Genomic DNA, 23,511 nt, shown 5'->3' with positions numbered 1-23,511 from the left:
GACTACAAATTACTGAAAAATTTATATACAGACATCAACATATAAACTCCACCTTCATCATTATGTTTTTACTTTTTAAGCTTTTCAACAAAAAAAACTGAAATTGCTGCTCCAATGAACTAAGTGAGAAAGGCTAACACGCCCTGTTTGAAAAAGAAAGCCTTTGGATTCCCCTTTCATATCGTCCGTGTTGATTATCTTTGCCTTGCATTTGATGAATAAAATATGATAACATTTGAAGAAGCGCTTGCAATAATCAACAACATTCCGGTAAGGCCTCATGCTGAAAAAGTGATACTTTCTGAAGCTGCCGGGCGAGTGCTGGCTGAAGATATATGTTCCGATGTTGAGATGCCGCCATTTAACAAATCTGCTGTTGACGGCTATGCTTGTCGCAGGGCCGAACTTCCGGGGCCCTTTGAAGTATTGGAAATTGTGCCTGCCGGTGTATTACCTGCACTGCCGGTTGGACCTGGTCAGTGTTCAAAAATCATGACAGGTGCAATGGTTCCTGAAGGGGCAGATACTGTAATAATGGTTGAACACACAGAAACTCTGACTGATGGCAGAATTCTTTTTCTGAAAGAAAAAACATCTTCAAACATTGCGTGGAAAGCTGAAGATGTAAAAGAAGGACAACTAGTATTACAAAAAGGAACTTTGCTAAAACCACATCATGTAGCTGTATTGGCTGCTGTCGGATGCAGTCATCCTTTCGTTTATGGTCGCCCTGTTATAGGGATTATTTCAACCGGTAACGAGTTGGTTGAACCCTGGCAAAAGCCCGAAGGAGGACAAATCCGAAACAGCAATGCTCATCAGCTTATGGCTCAGGCGAGTGCTTCCGGGTTCCCGTATGAATATATTGGTATAGCCTCAGACACACCCGAAGATACACGGCAAATGATGATTAAAGGCTTTGAAAAGAGCGATATTCTTTTACTTACAGGCGGCGTATCGATGGGCGACTTTGACTTTGTGCCGGCCGTTATGCATGAACTCGGGGTAAACATTCTTTTTAAAAGCATTGCCGTACAACCAGGACGACCAACTGTTTTGGGAATAAAAGAAAATAAATTTCTGTTTGGACTTCCCGGAAATCCTGTATCATCATTTGTACAGTTTGAACTACTGGTCAAACAGTTAGCCTATCGGTTCATGGGGCACCAATTGGAGCCCAGGACAGTCAAATTACCCATGGCTGCTGATTACAACCGCAAAAAAGCCGAACGAAAATCCTTTATACCTGTGTGCATAAACGCTAATGGGAAAATAGAACCGCTTGAATATCACGGCTCTGCTCATATACATGCTTATGAAGGTGCAGATGGAATAATGTCGGTAGAAATTGGCGAAATGCATATCGAAGCCGAAACATTACGAGATGTACGACAGTTTTGACAGAAAAATAAATTACCTGCGCATATCGGTTACCGACCGGTGTAATTTACGTTGCATTTATTGCATGCCCGAAGAGGGTATTAAAATGCTACAACACAACGAGGTACTTTCATTTGAAGAAATCGATGAAATTACCCGTATTGCAGTTTCAATGGGCGTAAATAAGGTTCGCATTACAGGGGGAGAGCCTCTTGTGAGAAAAGGAATTGTCAGTCTGATTGAAATGCTGGGCAAAATTGAAGGAATCACTGACCTTTCAATGACCACCAATGGCATACTGCTGGACAAATATGCTGCATTGCTGAAAAAAGCAGGACTTCACCGTATAAATGTGAGTCTCGACAGCTTAAATCCGGAAAAATTCAGGAAACTTACCCGGGGGGGCGACCTCAGCCATGTGCTTTCAGGGATTGAAGCTGCAAAAAAAGCGGGACTAACCCCCATCAAAATCAATTGCGTTGTTCAAAAATCATCTGAAGAACCTGATGCTGTAAGAGTGGCGGACTATTGCCACAGAAATGGGCTACAGGTTCGCTTTATTCACCAGATGAGCCTGACAGAAGGACATTTTTCTGTTGTAGAAGGGGGCTCCGGGGGAGATTGCAGTACATGCAGCCGTTTAAGGCTTACAGCCAACGGAAAACTAATGCCTTGCCTTTTTAGCGACCTGGAATTTGATGTCAGAGAAATGGGCATTCAGCGTGCCATTCAAGCCGCACTTGATAACAAACCAGCCTGTGGAAGCATGAATCTGAGTGGCGAATTTTATAATATTGGCGGATAGAAACAACCCAAATCCAAAGTTGGTTTGCATAAAAGAAGGTGATTCTTTTCTCATCCATTACAGCGCAAAACCAAACCCGGGCAGGTTCTTGTATCACCAATCAAAAACATACTTTTTAACCAAACACAGCCAATACATATGAGCACAAAAAAATTTTCGCATACCGACGAACAAGGCAAAGCCAATATGGTTGATGTTGGAGATAAACCTGTTCAACACCGCACAGCTGTGGCCGAAGGCAACATACTGCTTTCACCCGTGACAGTGAAGCTTATTCGCGAAAATCAAATGCAAAAAGGAGATGTGCTTACCATAGCTGAAATTGCCGGCATACAGGCAGCCAAAGAAACCAGCCGGCTTATTCCCTTGTGCCATCCATTGCAACTTACCAAAGTTGAAGTCAAAACATTACTGACTGACACCGGCGTATATGTTACAGCCATGGCCAGATGCCTCGGACAAACCGGCGTTGAAATGGAAGCACTTACAGCTGTAAGTATATCACTATTAACTGTGTACGATATGTGCAAAGCAGTTGACAAAAAGATGGTTATGGAAAACATCCGTCTTATTGAAAAAAAGAAAACTGATATTCAAAGTTAGATTCAATGGCCAGAATCATTTTAAAATTAAAACCTGCAGTTCCACGGCGCTGGTTGTTTTTTATTGCAGCAGCAGTATGGGGATTTGCTGCTTACAGGGTATTATTGCTTGCTTTGAAATTTGCGCCTCAATCCCCATTCCCGTTATGGGAAGTACTTATACTCGGACTTGCCGGATTTGCAGTTTTTTTTAATTTCGTTTTTCTCAAAGTTAGCCGCAAATACATCAGCCGTATTGCCTGTTTAAAACAAGAAAACCCTTGTATTTTTGCCTTTTTTGGCTGGAAAAGTTATTTACTCATTGCTATTATGTCATCCATGGGAATCCTGATTGCCCGGTTTCATGTAATGCCTGAATTTTTGCAGGGGATTTTTTATATAGCTCTGAGTGGTTCATTGCTGATGTCAGCATTGATGTTTATCAATGCAGGCATTTTATACAAAAAGCCCCAACCTGAAGATAACTTTCCTCCGGCCAGTTAATTCACTTACTTGAAATTTTAACGCATATGGATATTAAAGTAGTTTCTGTAAATATTTCAGAAAAAAAAGGAACAGTAAAGCACCCTGTTGCACAAATAGAGCTCAATGATACAGGGGTTTTGGGCGATGCTCACTCGGGCAAATGGCACCGACAGGTTAGCTTATTGGGAACCGAAAGCTTTCACAAATTTCAGAAGCAAGCCAACCGTCAGCTTAACTACGGCGAATTTGCTGAAAACATTACTACTGAAGGAATCATCCTTTACGAAACTCATCCACTCGACAGGTTCATAATTGGCGAAGCCTTGCTAGAAGTAACCCAGATTGGCAAAAAATGCCATGGCGATGGTTGTGCCATTTACAGGGAAGTTGGCAATTGTGTTATGCCAAAAGAGGGGATTTTTTGCAGGGTATTGAAACCTGGCATTATTCAATCGGACGATACAATCGAATACCAGCCCAAGATTTTCAAGGTAAAAATAATTACCCTGAGCGATCGGGCATCAACAGGGGAATATGAAGATCGCAGTGGGCCTAAAATTATGCAGCTGACTGAAGCCTTTTTCGCTGAAAATAAATGGAAGGTTCAGATTGAAAGGCTTGTGATAGCAGATGATGCGGCTCAACTTCAGGCAGAAGTTAATAAATCGGAAACAGCTGATATTATTATCACCACAGGCGGTACTGGAATTGGCCCCCGCGACATTACCGTGGATGTGATAAAACCTATGCTTCAGAAAGAAATTCCTGGCATCATGGAACTTATTCGTATGAAATACGGAGCAGAAAAGCCCAATGCATTAATCAGTCGCGGTGTGGCCGGTGTAATAGGCAATACATTAATTTACACACTTCCGGGAAGCGTAAAGGCTGTGGAAGAATACATGACCGAAATTACGAAAACCATCAGACATAGTATTTTTATGTTGCACGGACTGGATGTGCATTAATTTTCGAAAATTGCCATTCAAAAAAAGCAGGATTTTCAAAAAAAATCCTGCTTTTTTTATTTTTGTTGAAAATAATAAACAACCTCTCCCTCCCATTCTGTAACTGACATCTCGTTTAGCCTTCTATCTTCCTTTAATTGCCAGCACATGTAAACCATTCATTAACAATAACATCATCAACACATTTATCGAAAAACACTTTTCTTTCAATAAAAATAATTGTAATTTTATTGCTGTGCCAACCTGATATCATATGAATTAACAGTCCGACACCTTTAATACGTAAGTAAAAACTGCAATCAGGTCAGAATCTCCAATTTCAGAAATAATAGCCGAACTGTATCGTTGCGCTGAACATCAGTCAAGTTAAAATGCAAACATCATAAGTAGTCGTGTTATGAAACGTTACAGATTTTTTATAATGCTCATTTATTTGCTTGCCGGTTGCAACTTTCAAGAATCCGCTACTGATTTTACTGGCTTCTGGGAAGGTCCGCACCCCGAAAACAAGGATAAAAAATTCTACATCCGGTTATTTTTACAAAATGATTCTATTCAGGCAAAAGGTTACTGGACACTTCATAGATTTTACAGTTCTGAATTTGAAGTAAAGAGTGTAACTGTCAGTAATGACAGCATCCGCTTTTATGTTCCGGCATGGAATTGCTTATATACTGGCCGGATTTCTGAAAATCAGATAAGAGGAGGCTTTAATTGCGATGGAGAACCATTTGACACGGTTGTCCTGAAAAAAAATGACGTGATTGGAACACGCCTTGTTGAAGCTAAATATGGATGCAGTTCTGCCGGGTATAAATACAAATACTTTGCTCCGCCAATGCTAAATGATGGAATTCAGTCTTCATTTTTAAAGTCAAAAAATGACTCAGCATTTATAAATAAAATAATTGCTGAAATCATGAAGGGAGAATATGGCCGCATCAACTCCTTTTTAATGTTAAAAAACAACAAACTGGTCTGCGAAGAATACTTTTACGGATATACACGAAATGATCTCCATCAGATAGAGTCATCAACAAAAAGTATAACTTCTTTGCTAACCGGAATAGCATTTGACAAAGGGCTCATAGCAAATATAAATGAACCGTTGTATACGCTATTTCCTGAATATCCACATCTGAGAACGATTAAATACAGACAAATTACAATATCTAATCTGCTTACCATGACTTCAGGGTTTGCGGTTGATGATCACCAACTTTTTCAAAGCGCCAACCGGATTGACTATGCTTTAAAACGAAAATTGACCAATGAGGCAGGTCGTGTGTTTGCTTATGATGGAGGAAACACCGAAATTCTGGGTGCCATCTTAAAGAAAAAAACAGGATCATTTGCCGATGCCTTCGCGATGGAAAACCTATTCAAACCTTTAGGTATCCATCAATATGATTGGGCTCTTCAAAACCAACAGGGGTTTCCGTGTATGAGTGGAACCTTAAGAATGCTACCACGCGACCTGTTAAAAATTGGATTACTGGTCTTGAACCACGGAACATATCAACACAAACAGGTTATTTCAAAGCACTGGATTGAGGAATCAACAAGTGCCAAAATAGCAACACAAATTGAGGACGATAAATATGCATATCACTGGTGGAATATTACAATAAAATCACAACAAAAAGGCTATAACACGATATGGGCTAATGGGTTGGGGAGTCAATTTATTTACATTTTCCCGGCATTAAACGTTGTTATAGTAACCACAGGGCATAATTATGAAAATGACTCCTGGGCAATAACAAGCGGCATCGCTAAATATTTGTATCTACTAGACAACTGACTTACAGCTTATTTACCCGTAGAAAGTTTCACTGCAGATATTGGGACGCAAGATCTCATCAATATTTTACTTCATTTGAAGAAGGCACGCCCTTACTGTTCATTTTTCTTTTATAATTTAGCTTTCAGAATCCATTCCCTGAGATGATGATGAGTCATTGGCTCAGCCGGGAATAAAAATTATCGTAAATCAATTATTGAACATATGCTTTTACCAAGAGAAGAAGCCCTGTTACTGCTTCATCAATATATAAAAAACGAACGGATGATTGCTCATTCACTTGCCTCAGAAGCTGTAATGCGGGCACTGGCACAGAGGCTGGGGCGCGATGTTGAAAAATGGGGGCTAGCAGGACTACTGCACGATTTGGATGTGGAAGTTACCAACGCTTCACCTACACTTCATGCGCTTGAAACTGCCCGCATTTTAACTGAAATGGGTATTGACACAGATGTTGTTGAAGCCATTAAAATGCACAACGAAATGGCTACCGGCAAAGACAGGAGCACTGAATTTGAACATGCACTTGCAGCTGGAGAAACCATAACCGGGCTTATTACAGCCACCGCAATGGTTTATCCCGACAAAAAAGTAGCATCAGTTAAACCCAAATCTGTTGTTAAGCGCATGAAGGAAAAAGCATTTGCAGCATCAGTAAAGCGCGAAAATATTATGGAATGTGAAAAAACGGGAATTCCGTTAGATGAATTTGCAGCGCTGGCTATAGCTGCCATGACAAGCATTGCAAGTGATATCGGACTATAAAAATTTGCTAATAATATAACGCTTTGAACCTGTATCCAATCCCAATCCCAACAAAATCAGCCCGTGCAAAATGAGTTTTCAGGGTTAGATTGGTAAAAATATCTTTGGTAATAAGGTAATGGATACCGGCCTTGTAATACGATAATCCTTCACTTTTATCTTTTCCTCCAATATAAAAGCCAAGGTTAAAGGCAAACGACATACGTGAAAGCACCAGTTCGTAAGCAGCACTGATGCCGGGTTTTGTAAGCTCAGCTTTGTTATAAGGCTCAGTATTGCTTCGGGCAACCAGCAGCGCATCTGAGCCGTCCCATGAAAGGTCGAAACAAAGACCCAGTTTATTTTTATAATCCAGGCTTCTTGTTGCACTAATAAAACCCGCATAGATATTATATCTTTTACCATCAGTGTCGCCTGTTTCCTTGACGGCAAAAGTGGTTCCGGCTTTAATTTCCAGAAATTTCCTGCCATCAAATTCAAACATGGTAAGATCGGGCCGGATGCGACGCCTTATATAATTGTTTTCCTTATTAAGCCTGAATGCGGCACCGGCACTTAATGCCGGAATATTCAGCCCGTAATTAGGCGTTTTAGTTGAGCCATTTGAAAAGTGCATCAATTGCAAACCAGCTGACAACTGAAGCTGATGCAGAGGTTTCCATCTATACTCAATCATCAGATTAATGGCAGCATTCAGATGCGAACCGATGGCCGTAAACTTATAATTATCCAGGCGATCAAATTTTTTGGTCAGATAGGCCATTCCGGCTCCTAACCTAAAATTAAGTTCATTCCGGTTGTTTTTGATCCAGGGGAAACTGATATATGGAAAAACGGCATGAGCCTGTCCTAAATCACGCGAATTTCCAAGCCAGGCATTCCAGTAAGTTACACCGGTAACCGGATAATTATAAAATGCTTCCCATTGCTGTTTGCCATAAGCAGCTTGCGCAATTGTAAATTCAAACGACGGAAAATGGCTATTGTAAATTTCCATCTCAACATGATGAGCAATCAGGAAACCATAATTAACCCTGGATTCGTATAGCAAATTAGCCGCCTGAAACCGCTGCTTTTGCGCCTCAGATTTTTCAACTGTAACCAATAACAAAGAGATTACAGTTAAATACCTGAAAAGCCTGAGCAATACTGAATAAAAAGCAGATTTTTTTTTCACCGGATAATTGCCGAAATAAACAATTGACAACAAAAATACGAAATCCAGCCCCGCTAAAATGTGTAACTTTGCAAAATCTGGAAGATTGAAACAACCTCGAAGCAAATTCAAAAGCTCTCCTCAGCTAATTTTTTGAATATCAATATAAAAGCAGGAGAAAGCAAAAGGTAAAATCAAACGGAATGTTTTCTTCAATGGTTGAAAACAATGAAAATCACAACAAAATCAGAACTCTTAAATAATTATCATGGATTCGAGACTAGCCGCATTTGAACGTTTGCTTACTATCATGGACGAATTAAGAGCCGGTTGCCCCTGGGATAAAAAGCAAACCCTCGAGAGTCTTCGCTATTTAACCATAGAAGAAACCTATGAATTAAGCGATGCCATTCTTGAAAAAAACATGGCTGATATCAAAGGAGAACTTGGCGATTTAATGTTACATCTTGTTTTTTATTCAAAAATAGCTTCAGAACAAAACGCTTTTGATATTACAGATGTATTAAACGGCATATGTGATAAGCTGGTAAGACGTCACCCTCATATTTACGGCGATGTAACAGCCAACGATGCAGAAGCTGTAAAAAACAACTGGGAAAAAATTAAATTAACCGAGAAAAGCAGTGATGGTAAAAATCGCAAAACGGTGCTTTCAGGAGTCCCCGGCTCGTTGCCCGCAATGGTAAAAGCTTATCGCATTCAGGAAAAAGCACGCGGTGTCGGGTTCGACTGGGATTATGTAGGACAGGTTTGGGATAAAGTTCAGGAAGAATTAGGCGAACTACAGTATGAGAAGATAAACGGAACACCTGAAAAGATTGAAGATGAATTTGGCGACCTGCTATTTGCACTGATTAATTACGCCCGGTTTATCAATGTAAATCCGGAAGATGCTCTGGAACGTACCAATAAGAAATTTATCCGTCGCTTTAATCACATAGAAGAAAGTGTAAATCTGATAGGCAAATCAATGCATGATATGACTCTGGAGGAGCTGGACGTATACTGGAACGAAGCCAAAGCCAAAGAAAAATAAATCAGATTTTTTTTGGGGAGGAAGTCTTTACTTTAAATATAATCGCCGGTTCACTCATCAGAAATGAACCGGCGATTTTTATAAAGAGCTTATTCAATGAAATAAATCATCTATTTCGAAGAGAGGTAATCAGCAATTCCTTCAGGTGTTGCTTTGATGGCTTTATCGCCTTTGTGCCAGTCGGCCGGGCACACTTCCCCGTTTTCTTCAAAAAACTGCAGCGCATCCACCATGCGTAAAGCCTCGTCAACACTGCGCCCCAAAGGCAAATCATTGACAACCTGATGACGAACAATACCTTGTTTATCAATCAAAAATAAACCACGGTATGCAACAGCTTCACCATCAAATTCGAGTTTATTGTCCTCTTCATCATATTCATAAGAGCCAGCAAGCACCTCGTAATTTTCAGAAATTGTTTTTGATAAATCTGAAACCAGCGGAAAAGTAACACCTTTGATTCCACCTTTATTGAGTTCGGTATTCAGCCATGCCCAGTGTGAATGCACTGAATCTACCGAGCAGCCCACAACTGCAACATTCCTTTTGTGAAACTCATCGAGCTTGTGCTGAAATGCAAGAATTTCAGTAGGACAAACAAATGTAAAGTCCAGCGGATAGAAGAAAAATACAACATGCTTTTTCCCAATAAATTGGCTAAGAGAGTATTTTTCAACAATCTCACCACCGTTTATAACTGCATCTGCTTCAAAATGAGGGGCTTTTTTGCCTACTAAAACTGACATAGCTGTGTTTTTAAATGTTTAAATTTTATACTACAAATATATATAAAAAAACATGCCTTGATGTGCATGCAAATCATACTTTTCAATGAATAGTAATATTCACTGTATAACTGTTTAAATAAGAGGAAACAGTTCTAAGCAACAATCATTCTGAAAGTTAAATTAATCCTGTCGCCCTGACTTTTGGCCGAACGGGGCAGGCAATGCTGCCAGTGGTGCTGCAATTCTCCTGCCATCAGCAATAAACTTCCGTTATTGAGCTTAATACCAAAACTGTTTTTATGATTCAACTTTTCGCGAACCCTGAATATTCTTTCGGCCCCCAGGCTAACACTTGCAATTACAGGATTCAGGCCTAATTCCTTTTCATCGTCGGAATGCCACCCCATGCTGTCGTTTCCGTTGCGATACCAATTGAGCAACACTGAATTAAACCGGCAATTTGTGGCAAATTCCGTCATGTTTTTAATTTCAAGCAAAGCCGGTGTCCATATATTGGGACTCAGTTTTAGTCCTGAATAGCTATAGCTCATTCCCTCGTCGCCATACCAGGCAGTGAGGCGGGGTGTAAGCAATGATTTACCAAAAAATCTTAATGTCTCCTGCTTCCATTTGATCTCCTGTTTCAGTTGTTGAATAAAGTCAAACGAAGCTGATTTACCTATAAAATCAGGGATATGATACATCAAGCCCTGTTTTAAAGGAATCTGTTCAAAACTCATATCTTTTAAAAACTGTATCAATATAACCGGGATTCAAATGGTTTCGAAAGATAATAAATTTGGTTGCCTCAGTTCAATCATTTATCGAAATTATTCACAACTGCCGCGCACGAAAATATTTGACTTGTCAAGAACTATACCGGTCAGTCAAAAAAAAAGGGACAAAATACTTAGCCGGGGAGAGTTTAATCAGAGACTTGTTCAATCAAAGATTAGTTACTGTATGTCGGGAATTTCATCAAAACTAAAAGTAATTCTGCGTTTAGCCGGGAAATCATAGAGGGTAAGTTTGCGCAACTCGTAATAACTTCTCCAGTATTCAGCCAAAGAAGCTATATACCCTTGCCGGGCATTGTCTTTTTCGGTTTGGGCAATATTTAAATCTATAATTCCGATTTTGCCAATGAGATACCGCTGCTTGGTAACTTCATAGCGTTTAAGGGCAACAGTATCACTTTTAGCAGCAATAGCCAACTGATTTCGCTGCATATTAAACTGCATCACTTTCAAAAAAATCTCCTGTTCGAAGTCAATCTGCTCCTGCTGAACGGCAGTCCGCACCAATTCACGATCTGATTCGGCAAGTTTAATTTTGCCTCGCGTGAGCCCCCAGTCCAAAATCGGGACCTGAATACCAACTTCGAGGCGCTGTTGCTCCTGAGGATTCCGGTAAACCTCCTTAAAATCAGCAGTACTTTGTGTGAGGCCATAAATTGCAAACAAATTTGCATTGAAGCGGTTTTCGGTTCTGGCTTTATTAACCTGACTTTCAGCTTCAATCAACCGTCTTTCAAAAGCAACCATTGAAGCACGGTTTTCACGGGCTTCAGCGATAGCCAACTGGGCATCAACAGTAGTGGCTGCCGGGGCTCCGGGCGCAATCAGCTCAATAGCCTCGCCCTCAGGAATCCGCAAATATGATCGAAGGTTAAACATTTTCATTTCGACGTCCAGATTGGCACTCTCAACCGACGACCGGGCATTGAGCAAACTTAGCTCAATTTGCAACAGTTCATTTTCAGCAATAGTTCCAATATTAAAACGACCGCGGGCAATTTGATACAAGGTGTCGTTATTTGCCATATTGGTCTGCTGAATTTTTAAGCGTATCTGGGCATCAAGCAGGCTGAAGAAAAGGTTAGAAGCTGTAATAGAAACCTGCTCAATATCTTCCAGGTATTTTTTTTCGGCTTCACTATAGCGCATGGGTTCAGTCTTCTTCAGCCATTTATAAGGATTATAATTAAAAATGGGCTGCCGTAACCCTATATTCAGGGGAGATGACAAATAAGAAGTTCTGGTGCTGTCACTAAAAAGGTCTATTCGCTGTAAATCAGAATTTAAAAAGATTTGCCCTCCGGTAAGACCGATATTTTTGGTAAGCGAGAGGCCGGCAGAGTAACTTGCCTGATTACGTTCATAAAATGCATCACCATCGGGCGTGGTAATTTTCTCAATGCTACGGCTAAGGCTGGGCAAGGTAGCATCAAATGTAAGCGAGGGCATTAATCCTGCCTTGTAGTTGCGGAATTGCCAGTAACTGCTACGGAAACGATGGGTCGTTGTTAACGCGTCAGGCGATTGCTTTTGAGCAATGGAGATAACATCCTGCAAACTCAATTGTCTGGTTTTTGACTGCCCGTAAACCGTCAGCTGAAAACACAGACTTACTGACATCATTAAAATAATTGCAAATATCTTTCTCATTAACACAACTTTATAACTAAATGAATTATTCATATCTCAACGAAGCCACAGGATCCTGCATGGCTGCCTTTTTGGCGGGCATATATCCGAAAATAATACCCACAGTAGCCGATACGCCAAAAGAAATAACAATAGATGCGATAGAAACTATGGTAAGAATTCCTGTTAACTCAGTAATAATTCGGGCAAGGGCAAGCCCGAGAAAAATACCTATTATCCCGCCTGAGATACTAATCATGGTCGCTTCACTTAAAAACTGAAAAATCACATCTTTGCGCGTAGCACCAGTAGCCATGCGAATACCAATTTCTTTGGTACGTTCCATCACAGAAGCCAGCATAATATTCATGATACCGATTCCTCCAACAATAAGTGAAATGGAAGCGATGGCACCCAACACGATATTGAAAATATCCTTGGTTCTCTGTTCTTGTTTCAACAGAAGCTCGGGAACTTTGATTTCAAAATCTTCAACACCAGCGTGTCTTCGGGTGAGCATACGCTGAATTACTTCTGAAGTCTGGTTAATGAGTGACGTTTCCTTCACCTGTACCACAATTTTATCTATCTGATTTGAAGCATCTTCATCACTTTCAGATGAAGAGCTGAACGACATCATTCCTCCGCCAAAACTAACGGTACTGGTGCTGCCGCCCCTTATCATAGCAGTGGTTACAACCGAACGGTCGCGATAGCGTAAGAGGATTGTTTGAATAGGGGCATAAATCTGGTTGTTATAATCACTAATACCCATATTTTCGGAAAGCGAAGCTGAAACGGCCCTGTTTTCAAGAACGCCAATAACCTGCAGCCATACATTTCCGCATTTTACAAATTTGCCAATAGGGCTGGTTTGTGGAAAAAGTTTAGCCTTTAGCCCGGCACCAACAATACAAACAGCCTTACCAAATCGCAGCTGCTCTTCGTTAAACATATCGCCGGTTTCAAGTGACAGGTTAAACACATCAAAAAAATCAGGAGTTACTCCACTTACTTTTCCATATGTACTAACGCCTTCGGAAATAAGAGGAGACTCGTAAACCACTTCAGGACTAACTTTGGCCACCGATGGAATAACTTCCTGAATGCTGCGTGCATCCATCAGCGATAATCCTGGAGAAAATTTATCTGCCGCTTGTTTCCCTTTTTCATCATCTTTGGCAGCTTCTTCCATTTTCGACTGCGATTTGGGCATAATTATAATATTATTTACACCCACCAGCTTCATCTGGTCAAGAATTTCCTTTTGTGCGCCATTGCCAATTGCTAACATAGCAATAACTGCCGCAACTCCGAAGATGATGCCCAGCGCAGTGAGCATTGATCTGAATTTGTTTGCAAAAACAGCTTCCAGGGCAATAGCCAGTATATAAAGTTTCCTTTCCACAGTAATCTGATTAAAGTTTCTTTAAACGCCATTCAGAAGAGTTTTCAGGTGGCGACAAATAAACTTCATCTCCCTGTTTCAAACCTTCAGTAACAATAATCTGATTTTCATTGGTCAGGCCTGTTTTTATTTGTTGACGCGTAGAGCCCGGAAGGTAAACAAACGTAATGCTGTCAGTAGTATGAATGCACTCAATAGGCAAATAAAGTGAACGCGGAATTATGGATGTGCTGATGATATTTTTGGTTGTCATAGCCGGGCGAAGAATGGAGTCAAATTCATGAACCCTGATTTTTACTTCAAAAACTTTGGCATTTGAATTGCGCATTTGCTCACCAATATTGGCAACTTCGGTAACAATTCCGGTATATTTTCTTTCAGGGAAGGCATCTACACTAATTTCTGCCTTCTGCCCGGTTTTTAATTTACTGATATCTATTTCATTTACATAGGTTTTTGAAATCATCTCTTTGAGATTGGGAAGGGTAGCCACAATATTATCCCATGAACTCATGGTGGCACCAATACCCATTTTTGTTCCATCCCAGTTGCGTTTGTATATAAGCATGCCAGCCTTGGGAGCAGTAATGGTAAATCCTTTGAGCACTTCACGTATCTGTTCAAGTCGGCGTTGCTCCTGACTAAAAGAAGCTGAAACTTCCTGCATGTTGGCGCGGGCTTTTTCGAGTTTCAGTTTATAATTTTTTTGAGCCTGTTGAAAAGCACGCTGTGCTTTTTCCAAATCGAGTTTGGCCTGACGCTGGGTTGCAGGAGGTTCATAAATAGATTGTTCCACCGTAATTTGCTTTTCTTCCAAAGCATAATTCATATTCACGAGCTCTTCACGGGCAGCCCTGAGATCCATTGAGGTATCAAGTTTAGTTTTAATAAACTGTGATTCAAGCTTTTCCACCTCACTTTCAAGATCCTTCATGCGGTTGGTAATTTCAGTCCTGTCAAGTGTAGCTACATACTGGCCCGAATCTACCAATGTTCCTTCGGCAATAATATCGCTGATTTGCACCTGCCAGATTCTAACCTCCCGCAAACCGGTAGGCCCCAGAATATTCTCTGAACTCAACGCTTCAAGCTCTCCGGTGGTCGTTACGTTGATGTTAAAATCACCATATTCCACTTTGGTTGTAAGGCCGGGGCCGCTCTTACTTCTGCCGGCAAAATAATACCAGCTTGCCGCTAACGCAATGACGATTGCCGGTAGTAAAAACCATAATTTCTTGTTCTGCGTAGAAAAAGCCTTCATAAACCAATATTTTCGAAAAAAGAATAACGATAAGTCGATAATCAGATAATTGTAACGCCAAATTTATAGTTTTATTGGCAATAGCAATGCTTTAGTACCAAAGAACCTGTCATAAAAAACACTTTAGTTATTAATTCTCAAAACAGCCTCATTATACAATTTTGTAAAAGCACCTCTTCATTCAGTATTTTAAAATTATGGCAATACCAATTTCAAGAAGCATGCCTGCCGGATGATCAGCATGAGTTATCTTAAAAAATACAAATCATAAGCCGAAACAGAAAAACAAAAAAACGCCCATGCGTGTTTATTATCCATTATAGCTTTCCAATTCAATGTAATTCAATAGGTTCGCAGATGCAATCAGAGGGCATTGCTTAACGCTATCTCTGATTTTTTGACTATTACAATTGAGTAAGTGCTGCCATATTGCTAACATTTTGAACCATCACTAAGCATACAACCATAGCCAGGCAGCACAGATTTACATTCAAAGAATATTGAACCCATTTAAAAATCAAACCGCAATGGGAAAGACAGAAAATACGGCAACACCCAACCCAGCCGTCGAACTTGACAAAACAGATAAAAGTGAAAGCTTACAGCATGAATCAAAAAATGCTGAGCCGAAGGAAGAGAAGAAAAAGGAGGCTAAAGAATGGCTGCTGGAATGGGTCAAATTCCAAAATAGCAAAGTAAGAATGACTGTTATAATCAGTCTGATTCTTCTTCTGATTATAACCACTGCAGTTGCTGTTTATTATTGCATATTCATATGGCTTCCGATGTTATGGAATTGGGGATTTGACCCGCCAACATGGAGGGGAATATTTTCGGTACTGGGGGCTATTTACTTGTTTATCGGGCCATTTATCCCGTTTTTTTTAATCGGGGATATTATTTCGGGCATTTTCAAATTGTATGCTACTGATGCCGAAAAAGAGTTTAGTTCAAGAATAAATGAAATCAACGAAAAACAATCGAACTATGAAAGCATTTTAGGTGAAACAGATACAGAAGGCCTGATACCACTGGTAACTTTTAGCAGGATAGAACTCGAGCAATATTATAAAATCGGGTTAACCCAAACCCAGCGAAGTTATCAGTACAGTATTCTGGCAATGTGGTTCGGATTCTTTATCATTGCCTTCGGCATATTGTCATATATTGTACCTGCCACGTTTATAAACAAAGACTTTGTTTCAGGAAATCTTCAGATTCTGACCATAGGGAGTGGTATCATCACCGAGTTGGTCTCTGCATTATTCCTCTGGATATACAAAAGCTCAATCAATCGGCTCACATATTTTTATAACAGGCAGGTTTTTATTCATAACACACTGCTGGCTTACAAAATTTCAGGATCTATGAAAGATGCCGATAAAGCAAGAATGCTGATTGTTGAAAAAATTCTCGAATTTGGCCTGAATGCAAGCAAAGACAGCCTGATAAACTTCAAGAAAAAAGAGGAAAATTCATAAAACACTCCTTTAAAACTTAACTCAATCAGGCTGATATTTAACCGATTGATTAAGGGAACCATTTGTGTTGGATAGCCTGATATGTGCCATCCTGTTTCAACGATTCAAATGTAGATTGCCACAGGTTCACCATAGAAACAGGTGTATTTTTTGAAAAAGCAATATAATAATCAGACGACAAAAGCGAGAAAGCGGGCTGTACCTGCGCGTACTCATAACCAAGATCTTTCAGGATATCAGGAAAAGTAACGCTTGTGCAAACAAAAGCATCAATTTCACCCAGCATCAACTTTTCAGTCATAATTTTTGGATCGCTGTCAGAAACAAGGTTGGTAAACCCCTGCTCGCGAAGATACTGATCAGAAAACCAAAAGCTTACTGTTCCTACTGAAGCTAAATTGCGGGCATCATCAATAGAAGAAATAGTAATGCCTGAGCCATTCTTTACATAAAAAAAGGTTGTATTGGTTCCAATGGGTCCTACCCACTGAAAGAGGGTATCGCGGGCTGGTGTCCGATCCATCGTAAAAAGACAAAAATCAGGATTATGCAGAGCCAGTTCATAGGCATTGCTCCATAAAGTAAGCCTGATATCAGCAAAAATCTGGTTGCGCTTCATAATTTCGGAAGCTACATCAACACCAAATCCTGTTAAATCACCCTGGTTATTCCTAAAAGTGAGTGGAGGATATTGCTCAGTATAAATCTGAAGAGTACCGGGCACATCTGATGACTGCATGTACTTACGATATAGCGTCCTCAGACTGCCATTCTCTTTCAATAAATTGATTTCTCTTTGAAAATCAGCCACAACATCATCCGGAATGCTTTTGTTGAATGCAAAATACAATAAGTCTGTTCTTATGGTCAATTGACCTGTAACCTTGTAAATTGATTGTCCCAGTGATTCAAGAGCAGCTTCGGCAGTAATTTTATCGGAAGGGAAAAGATCTATTTCCCCTTTGAGCAACTTATCAAAGGCATCAATATTGTTGTCACAATAAACCAGGTTGGTAAAGCCTTCAGAAATCAAAAACTGTTCTATTGAATAATCCCTGATTACCCCAATTGCTGCAACACTGCGGGCATCATCCATCGTATTAACAGTTATATAATTTGACGATGAAGAATAAAACATCCAGTCGAGAGAAGCAAAAGGCCCTGCCCATTTAAAAAGATCTTGTCGATCAGCATTCAGAATAGTGGTAAACAACACGGCATTATCTGTCGTTTGTGCCTGATTGTAAGCTTGTTCCCAGTCGAGAAAAGTAACTTCAAACGGTATATCAAGGTTTCCGCAAATCTGCTTTAGCAGTTCAGGAGCCAATCCGGCTGGCTGAGCATTCTCAATAAAATTAAGGGGTTTATAATTCTCAGAAATAAACTTGAATCGGAATCGGTAGCTATTGTCGGTTTTTTCGCTGCATTGAGTAAGAAAGAGCAGTAATAAAGTTAATGTGCACAGCAGACGCAAGGTAGTTTTTTTCATTATTTAAGATATAATTGTAAATAAATTTTCTATACACGCAAAAATAGGGAATAATACCAAGAATCCTAATTCTGTTAAGAAAAAACGACAATCCTCTTCTATAATATTAATAAATCTCCTGTTTTGAACATGGCATGAATAACAGATTTTACATTGTCTTTATATGAACAAGCACGTTTAATATATTCAACACAATCACATATAGAAGCTCTGAGCCAGACATGAAAAATCCCTTGCTTCAAAAAACAAATAAGAAAAAAACAGCGATGATATTTAATTCACAAACTAGTCTTTGATCGCCAATGTAAAATATTTTACCGAAACTCATATATGAATAATACAACATGTGAAGACAGCAAAAAATTTGAGACAAAGTGCATCACACTCAGAAATAAAATAAAAAAAGGCAATCAGAAATCCTGACTGCCTTTTAATCTTTTATTGAAATCAGCATTTATTGTTTCAGCATTTCGTCTACAATCATTTTCACGCTAATTCCTTCAGCTTCAGCCTTATAATTTCTAACAATCCGGTGGCGTAAAATACTGGTTGCCACTGCCTGAACATCCTCCATATCGGGAGAATACTTACCATTGATAGCTGCATGACATTTCGCCCCGATAATGAGATACTGCGAAGCGCGGGGGCCGGCACCCCAGGTAAGGTATTGATTGGCCCATGGATGGGCAGACTTTGTACCCGGACGCGTGCGGGATGCAACCTGAACCGCATAATTATAAACGTTATCAGGAACAGGAATACGCCGGATGAGGTTTTGGAAATAGATAATTTCTTCACCTGAAATAACAACCTGAGGCTCTGCTGATTTTTCGGTAGTTGTATTTTTAACCACATCAATTTCCTGCTCAAACGAGGGATAATCAAGCCAGATGTTAAACATAAACCTGTCAAGCTGCGCTTCAGGTAAAGGATAAGTCCCTTCCTGCTCAATCGGATTCTGGGTGGCCAAAACAAAAAATGGCTCCGTTAGTTTATGCGATTCACCGGCAACCGTAACAGCCTTTTCCTGCATAGCTTCAAGCAGCGCTGATTGGGTTTTGGGTGGCGTACGGTTAATTTCGTCGGCCAAAATAATGTTGGCAAAAACAGGGCCTTTCAGAAATCTGAAGCGTCTGTTCTCATCCAGAATTTCAGTACCCAGAATATCAGTAGGCATAAGATCAGGCGTAAACTGAATGCGGCTGTACGATAATCCGAGAGAACGGGCAATGGTATTTACCAGCAGGGTTTTGGCCAGACCCGGTACACCAACCAGCAAAGCATGGCCTTTGCTAAAAATGCATATAAGCACACCTTTGATGACATCATCCTGCCCAACAATAACTTTACCTATTTCGTGTGTCAACACTTTGTATTTCTGGACAAAAGCGTCAATTGCTTCAACATCAGACTTATATTGTATCATAATTTTATGCTAAAAATTAAAAATTACCGCACCTCCCATGAATGCTGAAAATTGCAATCCTGATAATTTTCATTGATCCTGAAATAGGTTTTTGAAATTTTGTCAGCAATCCATTTATTGATTGTATCGGCGCGTTTTTTATTAAGGGCCCATTCCTGGATAGTACTGTAATCATCCTTCAGGTTAGCACGGTGAGGCTGCGTTCTAGAAATAAGGGTGAAAATATTCAGAGACTGTTTCCCTTCATCATTCACCATTGGTATTGGACGAGAAACATCACCTACTTTCATTTTGTCAATGGCAAAAAACACCTTTGGGTCAAGCTGATTGGCCAGAAACCGCGTGTTTCCTGTATTTTGGTTCACCATCATGGCACCATTGATTTTGCCAGGGTCGTCAGAAAATTTTGTTGCAGCATCTTCAAAAGTCATCTTTTTGTCGTTGATAAGCCCGGCCACACTGTCGAGCAGGCGGGATGCCTTAGCGATATCAACATCTGATATTTTGGGCATCAGTAAAATGTGACGGGTGTTAATCTGGTCGCCGCGGCGCTCAATCAATTGAATGATATGATAACCGGCTTTGGATTTGATTATATCTGAAACCTCGTCTTTTTTCAATCCAAAAGCTGCTGCTTCGTATTCGGGATATAATTGACCGCGGCCAACAAACCCAACTTCTCCCCTTTTCTTGGCTGATCCCGGGTCTTCAGAATAAAGCACCGCCAGAGCTCCAAAATTTTCGCCTTTTAAGATACGGTCGCGTAGTGTTTTAATGCGTTCACGGGTAGCATCAAGTTCTTCCTTACTAATAGCCGGCTCCTTCACAATTTGTGCAATTTCGTATTCGGTATCTATCATTGGAATACTATCTTTGGGCATGCTGTTAAAGAACGCTCTAACTTCAGAAGGTGTCACTTTCAAATCTTTGACTACAGATTGTTGAGCTTCGTCAACCATTAACTGTTCCTTCACCAGGCTGCGAAATTCTTCCCTGATTTGAATCAGTGGTTTTTTATAAAACTGTTCAAGTTTTTCCTGAGAGCCAAATTGTTGTATATAATATCTGAATCTGGCATCCATGGTCTGCTCAATCTGGTCGTCAGTAACTTCCACACTGTCAAGCTCAGCCTGATTAAGCATCAGTTTCTGAAAAAGCAAATCTTCCAGAATCTGACAACGGGTAGCCCGGGCGTCGCTGATTCCACCCTGCATCCTGAACTGGATATACTGTGCTTCAATATCAGACTGAAGAATATAATTGGCACCGACTACAGCGACTACTTCATCAATAACCTGTTCTTGAGCATGTGTATTCAATGACAGGAAACTGAGCACAACAAGCGGTAATAATGCAATTGTTTTTTTCATTTTTTCAAATTCGTTATAGATGTAAAGTATGGAATCAGAAGATTTCAAACTCCTTATTTTCAAGTGCTTTCTGAAAAACTTCCTGATGCATCCGGTTTATCAGCTCATGCTTTCGCTGGTTAAGAATGATGCTCCTGATTTTTTCAGTTTCAAAACTGATAGGCGAAAGGCTTTCTTTTATTTTGTAATCATTAAACCTCACCATATAAAGATAGAGAGAGTCACTGGTTTCAAAAAACTTCTTGCTTTTCAAAAAGTTTTCCTGATCAAAAACATCCAACGGCAGCTCTCGAATCAAGTCGTTAAATGTCAACCAATTATCATCATCTATTCTACACGAGAGCATAGATGACTGACAAATTTCGTCGAGCTTTTCAGGGTCTGCAATGCGTTCTGCCCCCAACAATTGTCTGGCTTTTTTAACAGCAGGCGCTCCAACTGAAGCCAACGGAACTTTAATATAACTCACTTTCACAATGTTCTCGCGAAGCTGAAAATTTGCAGGATTGGCATCGTAAAACTGCTGAATCTCCTGTTCATTAACGACAGTGTCAAGTTTTTGTTTTATCAGTTCACTTTCATATTCATAAATAATGAGTGAATTTCTGTACAACTCCAGCTGCTTATCAAAATCCATCTGTTCATCGCTCAGATTTTTCTCAGCCTGATGCAGTTTCACCTGGTTACGCACCCAATTATCAATATATTGCCGGGTAATTTCAATGCTGTCATTGGCAGATGAGCCTGACGGCACAATCCCATTCAACTCGCTACGATAAAGTGTTTTATCATAGGCGACAGCCACCGCCACATCACTGTTGTCTTTTTTAAAAAAACTACATGCTGCCAGTAAACTTACCGGCAGCAGCAGCATCCATATCTTTAAATCTTTGATCACTTTAGTTTATTGAAGAAAGAACAGCCTGATTAACTTCATAAGGGTATTTTGCCCTTAACTGTTTGATCCATGCCTGTTCAAGATAATTTTGATAATCAGCTGTGATAAGACCCCGCGCTTCGTTCAGCAATTTTGGCTCAGGTTTAACCACCTGATTGACCATAATCATGGTTACTTTGTCAGCGGTAGCTGTTTCGGTTGCCATACCCGGAGTCCAGTCAATTTCGTCAATCATGGCATTGTCGCCCTTTGAATATTTCCTCCTGTCGATGGTTAAAACCGATGTACTGTCAGTATTCACCATTTCAAGCAACTCGTTATCGGTAATGCCTTTTTTTATAGCCTTCCGGGCAGTTGCCAGCAGCTTTTCGTCTTTAGTTGTAAAAGTATAAATGGTTGCATCAAGACGTTGATCCCACATGTAGTTTGTGGCATTTGCCTTATAAAACTGCTCAAGGCCTAAAGTATCTTTAACGGCTTTTGACCAGATTTTCTGATCAGTAAGTTCGAACAGTAAGATTCCATCACGATACTCTTTTACCAGCATTCTGAATTCAGGATATTTGGATTCAAGCTGACTATCTTCATATTCCAGGCATTTTTCTGCAACAAAAGCATTGAACATAGTATTTATATAAACAGGAATCTCCTCTTTGTTTCTTTTGCGCTGATTTTTAGCAAGATAAGATGCAAAATCCTGTTGTGAGTAGCTGCGACGTCCGATGGTAAAAATCGTTTTATTGAGGTTTTCAGCTTGTTTAGCATCCCATCCGCCAGCAAAAATAGTGTCGGTAACCACCTTATTGAATTCATCCCTGGCTTTCAGATTGTCAGAATATTTATATTCCCGTTTAATTCTGTTCAGCAAGGCCTCTTCACTCTTTTTAGCTCTGTCATTCCGGGTGAGGCTTTGTTTTAAATCAGCGAGGTTATCTTCATAACTTCCTACAGGTTTGCGATCAATAAGCTTAACTATGTGCCATCCAAAGGAAGAAGAAAAAGGTTTGGTAATATCATTGATATCTTTGAGGGCAGAAATCTCTTTGATAAATTCAGGAATCATCTTATTGGCGCCAAACCAGGGCAAAACGCCTCCTTTAGGTGATGTTGATTTATCTTCAGAAAATTCGGCGGTGAGTTTACTGAAATCTTCACCATTCATCAAACGGCTGTATATTTCCTGTGCTTTTTTTGCAACAGCGGTACTGTCTTCGGCAGAAGCGTTGGCAGGTATACGCAGAAGAATATGAGCAACCTGAACGCGGCCCATAGCCGGTTTACGGTCAGTTACTTTAATCAGATGATAGCCAAAATCGCTACGAACCGGCATTGAAACCTCGCCTACTTTTAATTTATATGCACCGGTTTCAAAAGGATAAACCATATCAAAAACAGTAAAGTATCCCAAATCACCTTTATTACCTTTTACCTGCCGGTTTTCAACAGTCCGGTCACGAGCCGACAAGTCATCGGAGCTTTCCATTGCAACCTGACCAAAATCAGCGCCTTTCAGAATTTTTTTGCGCAAGGCCATCACTTTTTTATAAGCTATAAGTGTATCGGCTGGCGAAGCATTTTTATCCACTTTTACCAACAGGTGACTGGCCCTTATATCTTCAGTCTTGCGGCTATATGCCTCTTCAAGCAGCGCTTTATTCATATCCTCATCAATCAGATAAGGTTGTGCAAGCTGTTTGCGATAGCCGGCCAGTTCATCAATAAAAGAGCGCATCGTATCAAGCCCGAGCTCTTCAGCTTCCTTAACCTTCAACCTGAAATTGATATACAATTCCATGTATTCTTCAAGTGATTTGCGATCGAGAACTTCACCATTAACATTGTTTTTCTGATAAACATTTAAAAACTCCGTTTTGGTGATGTTTTCACCAGCCACTTTCAGTATCACAGGATCTGTATCCTGAGCAAAGGCACATGATATTCCTGTTAAAAAAATGATGGTAAACAGAAACTTAACAAGCAGGTTTTTCATAACGATTGAAGTGGTTAATTGAATTATGTATT

The 23,511-nt window shown here is 40.1% G+C and carries 20 protein-coding genes; 9 read left to right on the top strand and 11 right to left on the bottom strand.

What is annotated here, in order from left to right; genetic code table 11:
• The first annotated feature begins 225 nt into the window (after positions 1–225).
• The 7 genes from H6541_05015 (at position 226) to H6541_04985 (ending at position 6,789) form a co-directional block, all read left to right on the top strand.
• A complete protein-coding gene (locus tag H6541_05015) occupies positions 226–1,401 on the top strand; it encodes a molybdopterin molybdotransferase MoeA (GenBank protein ID MCB9015136.1) in 1,176 nt (391 codons plus the stop codon).
• On the top strand, positions 1,385–2,185 hold the full coding sequence (locus H6541_05010; GenBank protein MCB9015135.1) for a GTP 3',8-cyclase MoaA: 801 nt from the start codon (positions 1,385–1,387) through the stop codon (positions 2,183–2,185). Before H6541_05015 ends, H6541_05010 begins: the two co-directional genes overlap by 17 nt.
• Before the next feature lie 138 nt (positions 2,186–2,323).
• Positions 2,324–2,788: a cyclic pyranopterin monophosphate synthase MoaC gene (moaC, locus tag H6541_05005; protein MCB9015134.1), complete on the top strand. Its 465-nt coding sequence runs from the start codon at positions 2,324–2,326 to the stop codon at positions 2,786–2,788.
• A 5-nt stretch (positions 2,789–2,793) separates the two neighbouring features.
• Positions 2,794–3,270, top strand: coding sequence for a hypothetical protein (locus H6541_05000; protein ID MCB9015133.1), 477 nt, complete (start codon positions 2,794–2,796; stop codon positions 3,268–3,270).
• A gap of 26 nt (positions 3,271–3,296) precedes the next feature.
• Positions 3,297–4,220, top strand: coding sequence for an MOSC domain-containing protein (locus tag H6541_04995; protein ID MCB9015132.1), 924 nt, complete (start codon positions 3,297–3,299; stop codon positions 4,218–4,220).
• Between the two features lie 397 nt (positions 4,221–4,617).
• Positions 4,618–6,024, top strand: a complete 1,407-nt coding sequence (locus H6541_04990) for a serine hydrolase (GenBank protein MCB9015131.1) — start codon at positions 4,618–4,620, stop codon at positions 6,022–6,024.
• 204 nt (positions 6,025–6,228) lie between these two features.
• The gene (locus H6541_04985; protein ID MCB9015130.1) at positions 6,229–6,789 is read left to right on the top strand and encodes an HDIG domain-containing protein; all 561 of its coding nucleotides are present in this window, start codon (positions 6,229–6,231) and stop codon (positions 6,787–6,789) included.
• A gap of 7 nt (positions 6,790–6,796) precedes the next feature.
• Here the strand turns inward: H6541_04985 and H6541_04980 are convergent, their stop codons facing one another.
• On the bottom strand, positions 6,797–7,966 hold the full coding sequence (locus tag H6541_04980) for an acyloxyacyl hydrolase (GenBank protein MCB9015129.1): 1,170 nt from the start codon (positions 7,964–7,966) through the stop codon (positions 6,797–6,799).
• Between the two features lie 247 nt (positions 7,967–8,213).
• Here H6541_04980 and mazG point away from each other — a divergent pair, with 247 nt between their 5' ends.
• Positions 8,214–9,002: a nucleoside triphosphate pyrophosphohydrolase gene (mazG, locus tag H6541_04975; protein ID MCB9015128.1), complete on the top strand. Its 789-nt coding sequence runs from the start codon at positions 8,214–8,216 to the stop codon at positions 9,000–9,002.
• A gap of 110 nt (positions 9,003–9,112) precedes the next feature.
• Here mazG and H6541_04970 read toward each other — a convergent pair whose 3' ends face one another.
• From H6541_04970 to H6541_04950, 5 genes are all read right to left on the bottom strand, one after another.
• Positions 9,113–9,748 carry a peroxiredoxin gene (locus tag H6541_04970; protein ID MCB9015127.1) on the bottom strand — a complete coding sequence of 212 codons (636 nt, stop codon included), beginning with the start codon at positions 9,746–9,748 and terminating at the stop codon, positions 9,113–9,115.
• A gap of 134 nt (positions 9,749–9,882) precedes the next feature.
• On the bottom strand, positions 9,883–10,470 hold the full coding sequence (locus H6541_04965) for an alpha-ketoglutarate-dependent dioxygenase AlkB (protein MCB9015126.1): 588 nt from the start codon (positions 10,468–10,470) through the stop codon (positions 9,883–9,885).
• Between the two features lie 216 nt (positions 10,471–10,686).
• Positions 10,687–12,177 (bottom strand): TolC family protein, encoded by a 1,491-nt coding sequence (locus H6541_04960; GenBank protein MCB9015125.1) that lies wholly within the window; start codon positions 12,175–12,177, stop codon positions 10,687–10,689.
• 25 nt (positions 12,178–12,202) lie between these two features.
• Positions 12,203–13,498 carry an ABC transporter permease gene (locus H6541_04955; GenBank protein MCB9015124.1) on the bottom strand — a complete coding sequence of 432 codons (1,296 nt, stop codon included), beginning with the start codon at positions 13,496–13,498 and terminating at the stop codon, positions 12,203–12,205.
• Positions 13,499–13,574: 76 nt separating this feature from the next.
• The gene (locus H6541_04950) at positions 13,575–14,825 is read right to left on the bottom strand and encodes an efflux RND transporter periplasmic adaptor subunit (protein ID MCB9015123.1); all 1,251 of its coding nucleotides are present in this window, start codon (positions 14,823–14,825) and stop codon (positions 13,575–13,577) included.
• A gap of 527 nt (positions 14,826–15,352) precedes the next feature.
• Between H6541_04950 and H6541_04945 the strand changes: the two genes are divergently transcribed.
• Positions 15,353–16,306: a hypothetical protein gene (locus H6541_04945; GenBank protein ID MCB9015122.1), complete on the top strand. Its 954-nt coding sequence runs from the start codon at positions 15,353–15,355 to the stop codon at positions 16,304–16,306.
• A 49-nt stretch (positions 16,307–16,355) separates the two neighbouring features.
• Here the strand turns inward: H6541_04945 and H6541_04940 are convergent, their stop codons facing one another.
• The 5 genes from H6541_04940 to H6541_04920 all read right to left on the bottom strand — a co-directional run bounded on the left by H6541_04940 (position 16,356) and on the right by H6541_04920 (position 23,479).
• Positions 16,356–17,795: a transporter substrate-binding domain-containing protein gene (locus tag H6541_04940; GenBank protein MCB9015121.1), complete on the bottom strand. Its 1,440-nt coding sequence runs from the start codon at positions 17,793–17,795 to the stop codon at positions 16,356–16,358.
• A 454-nt stretch (positions 17,796–18,249) separates the two neighbouring features.
• Entirely contained in the window at positions 18,250–19,221 is a 972-nt protein-coding gene (locus H6541_04935; protein MCB9015120.1) for a MoxR family ATPase, read from the bottom strand.
• A gap of 23 nt (positions 19,222–19,244) precedes the next feature.
• Positions 19,245–20,591, bottom strand: coding sequence for a peptidylprolyl isomerase (locus H6541_04930; GenBank protein ID MCB9015119.1), 1,347 nt, complete (start codon positions 20,589–20,591; stop codon positions 19,245–19,247).
• A gap of 34 nt (positions 20,592–20,625) precedes the next feature.
• The gene (locus tag H6541_04925) at positions 20,626–21,489 is read right to left on the bottom strand and encodes a hypothetical protein (GenBank protein ID MCB9015118.1); all 864 of its coding nucleotides are present in this window, start codon (positions 21,487–21,489) and stop codon (positions 20,626–20,628) included.
• A gap of 1 nt (position 21,490) precedes the next feature.
• Entirely contained in the window at positions 21,491–23,479 is a 1,989-nt protein-coding gene (locus H6541_04920) for a peptidylprolyl isomerase (GenBank protein MCB9015117.1), read from the bottom strand.
• Positions 23,480–23,511: the final 32 nt, after the last annotated feature.

The sequence above is a fragment of the Lentimicrobiaceae bacterium genome (genome assembly GCA_020636745.1).
In the GTDB taxonomy this organism is placed as follows: Bacteria; Bacteroidota; Bacteroidia; order Bacteroidales; family Lentimicrobiaceae; genus Lentimicrobium.
Note: the sequence above shows the minus strand (reverse complement) of the source record. Positions and strands in the feature narration are given on the sequence as shown.

Bases quoted from the DNA above. Each gene is read 5' to 3' on its own strand.
- H6541_04965 (MCB9015126.1), bottom strand. From the start codon at position 10,470: ATGAGTTTTGAACAGATTCCTTTAAAACAGGGCTTGATGTATCATATC.
- H6541_04990 (MCB9015131.1), top strand. From the start codon at position 4,618: ATGAAACGTTACAGATTTTTTATAATGCTCATTTATTTGCTTGCCGGT.
- H6541_05015 (MCB9015136.1), top strand. From the start codon at position 226: ATGATAACATTTGAAGAAGCGCTTGCAATAATCAACAACATTCCGGTA.
- H6541_05000 (MCB9015133.1), top strand. From the start codon at position 2,794: ATGGCCAGAATCATTTTAAAATTAAAACCTGCAGTTCCACGGCGCTGG.
- H6541_04960 (MCB9015125.1), bottom strand. From the start codon at position 12,177: ATGAGAAAGATATTTGCAATTATTTTAATGATGTCAGTAAGTCTGTGT.
- H6541_04955 (MCB9015124.1), bottom strand. From the start codon at position 13,498: ATGCTCACTGCGCTGGGCATCATCTTCGGAGTTGCGGCAGTTATTGCT.
- H6541_05010 (MCB9015135.1), top strand. From the start codon at position 1,385: ATGTACGACAGTTTTGACAGAAAAATAAATTACCTGCGCATATCGGTT.
- H6541_04935 (MCB9015120.1), bottom strand. From the start codon at position 19,221: ATGATACAATATAAGTCTGATGTTGAAGCAATTGACGCTTTTGTCCAG.
- H6541_04985 (MCB9015130.1), top strand. From the start codon at position 6,229: ATGCTTTTACCAAGAGAAGAAGCCCTGTTACTGCTTCATCAATATATA.
- H6541_04970 (MCB9015127.1), bottom strand. From the start codon at position 9,748: ATGTCAGTTTTAGTAGGCAAAAAAGCCCCTCATTTTGAAGCAGATGCA.
- H6541_04995 (MCB9015132.1), top strand. From the start codon at position 3,297: ATGGATATTAAAGTAGTTTCTGTAAATATTTCAGAAAAAAAAGGAACA.
- H6541_04940 (MCB9015121.1), bottom strand. From the start codon at position 17,795: ATGAAAAAAACTACCTTGCGTCTGCTGTGCACATTAACTTTATTACTG.
- mazG (MCB9015128.1), top strand. From the start codon at position 8,214: ATGGATTCGAGACTAGCCGCATTTGAACGTTTGCTTACTATCATGGAC.
- H6541_04930 (MCB9015119.1), bottom strand. From the start codon at position 20,591: ATGAAAAAAACAATTGCATTATTACCGCTTGTTGTGCTCAGTTTCCTG.
- H6541_04945 (MCB9015122.1), top strand. From the start codon at position 15,353: ATGGGAAAGACAGAAAATACGGCAACACCCAACCCAGCCGTCGAACTT.
- H6541_04920 (MCB9015117.1), bottom strand. From the start codon at position 23,479: ATGAAAAACCTGCTTGTTAAGTTTCTGTTTACCATCATTTTTTTAACA.
- H6541_04950 (MCB9015123.1), bottom strand. From the start codon at position 14,825: ATGAAGGCTTTTTCTACGCAGAACAAGAAATTATGGTTTTTACTACCG.
- moaC (MCB9015134.1), top strand. From the start codon at position 2,324: ATGAGCACAAAAAAATTTTCGCATACCGACGAACAAGGCAAAGCCAAT.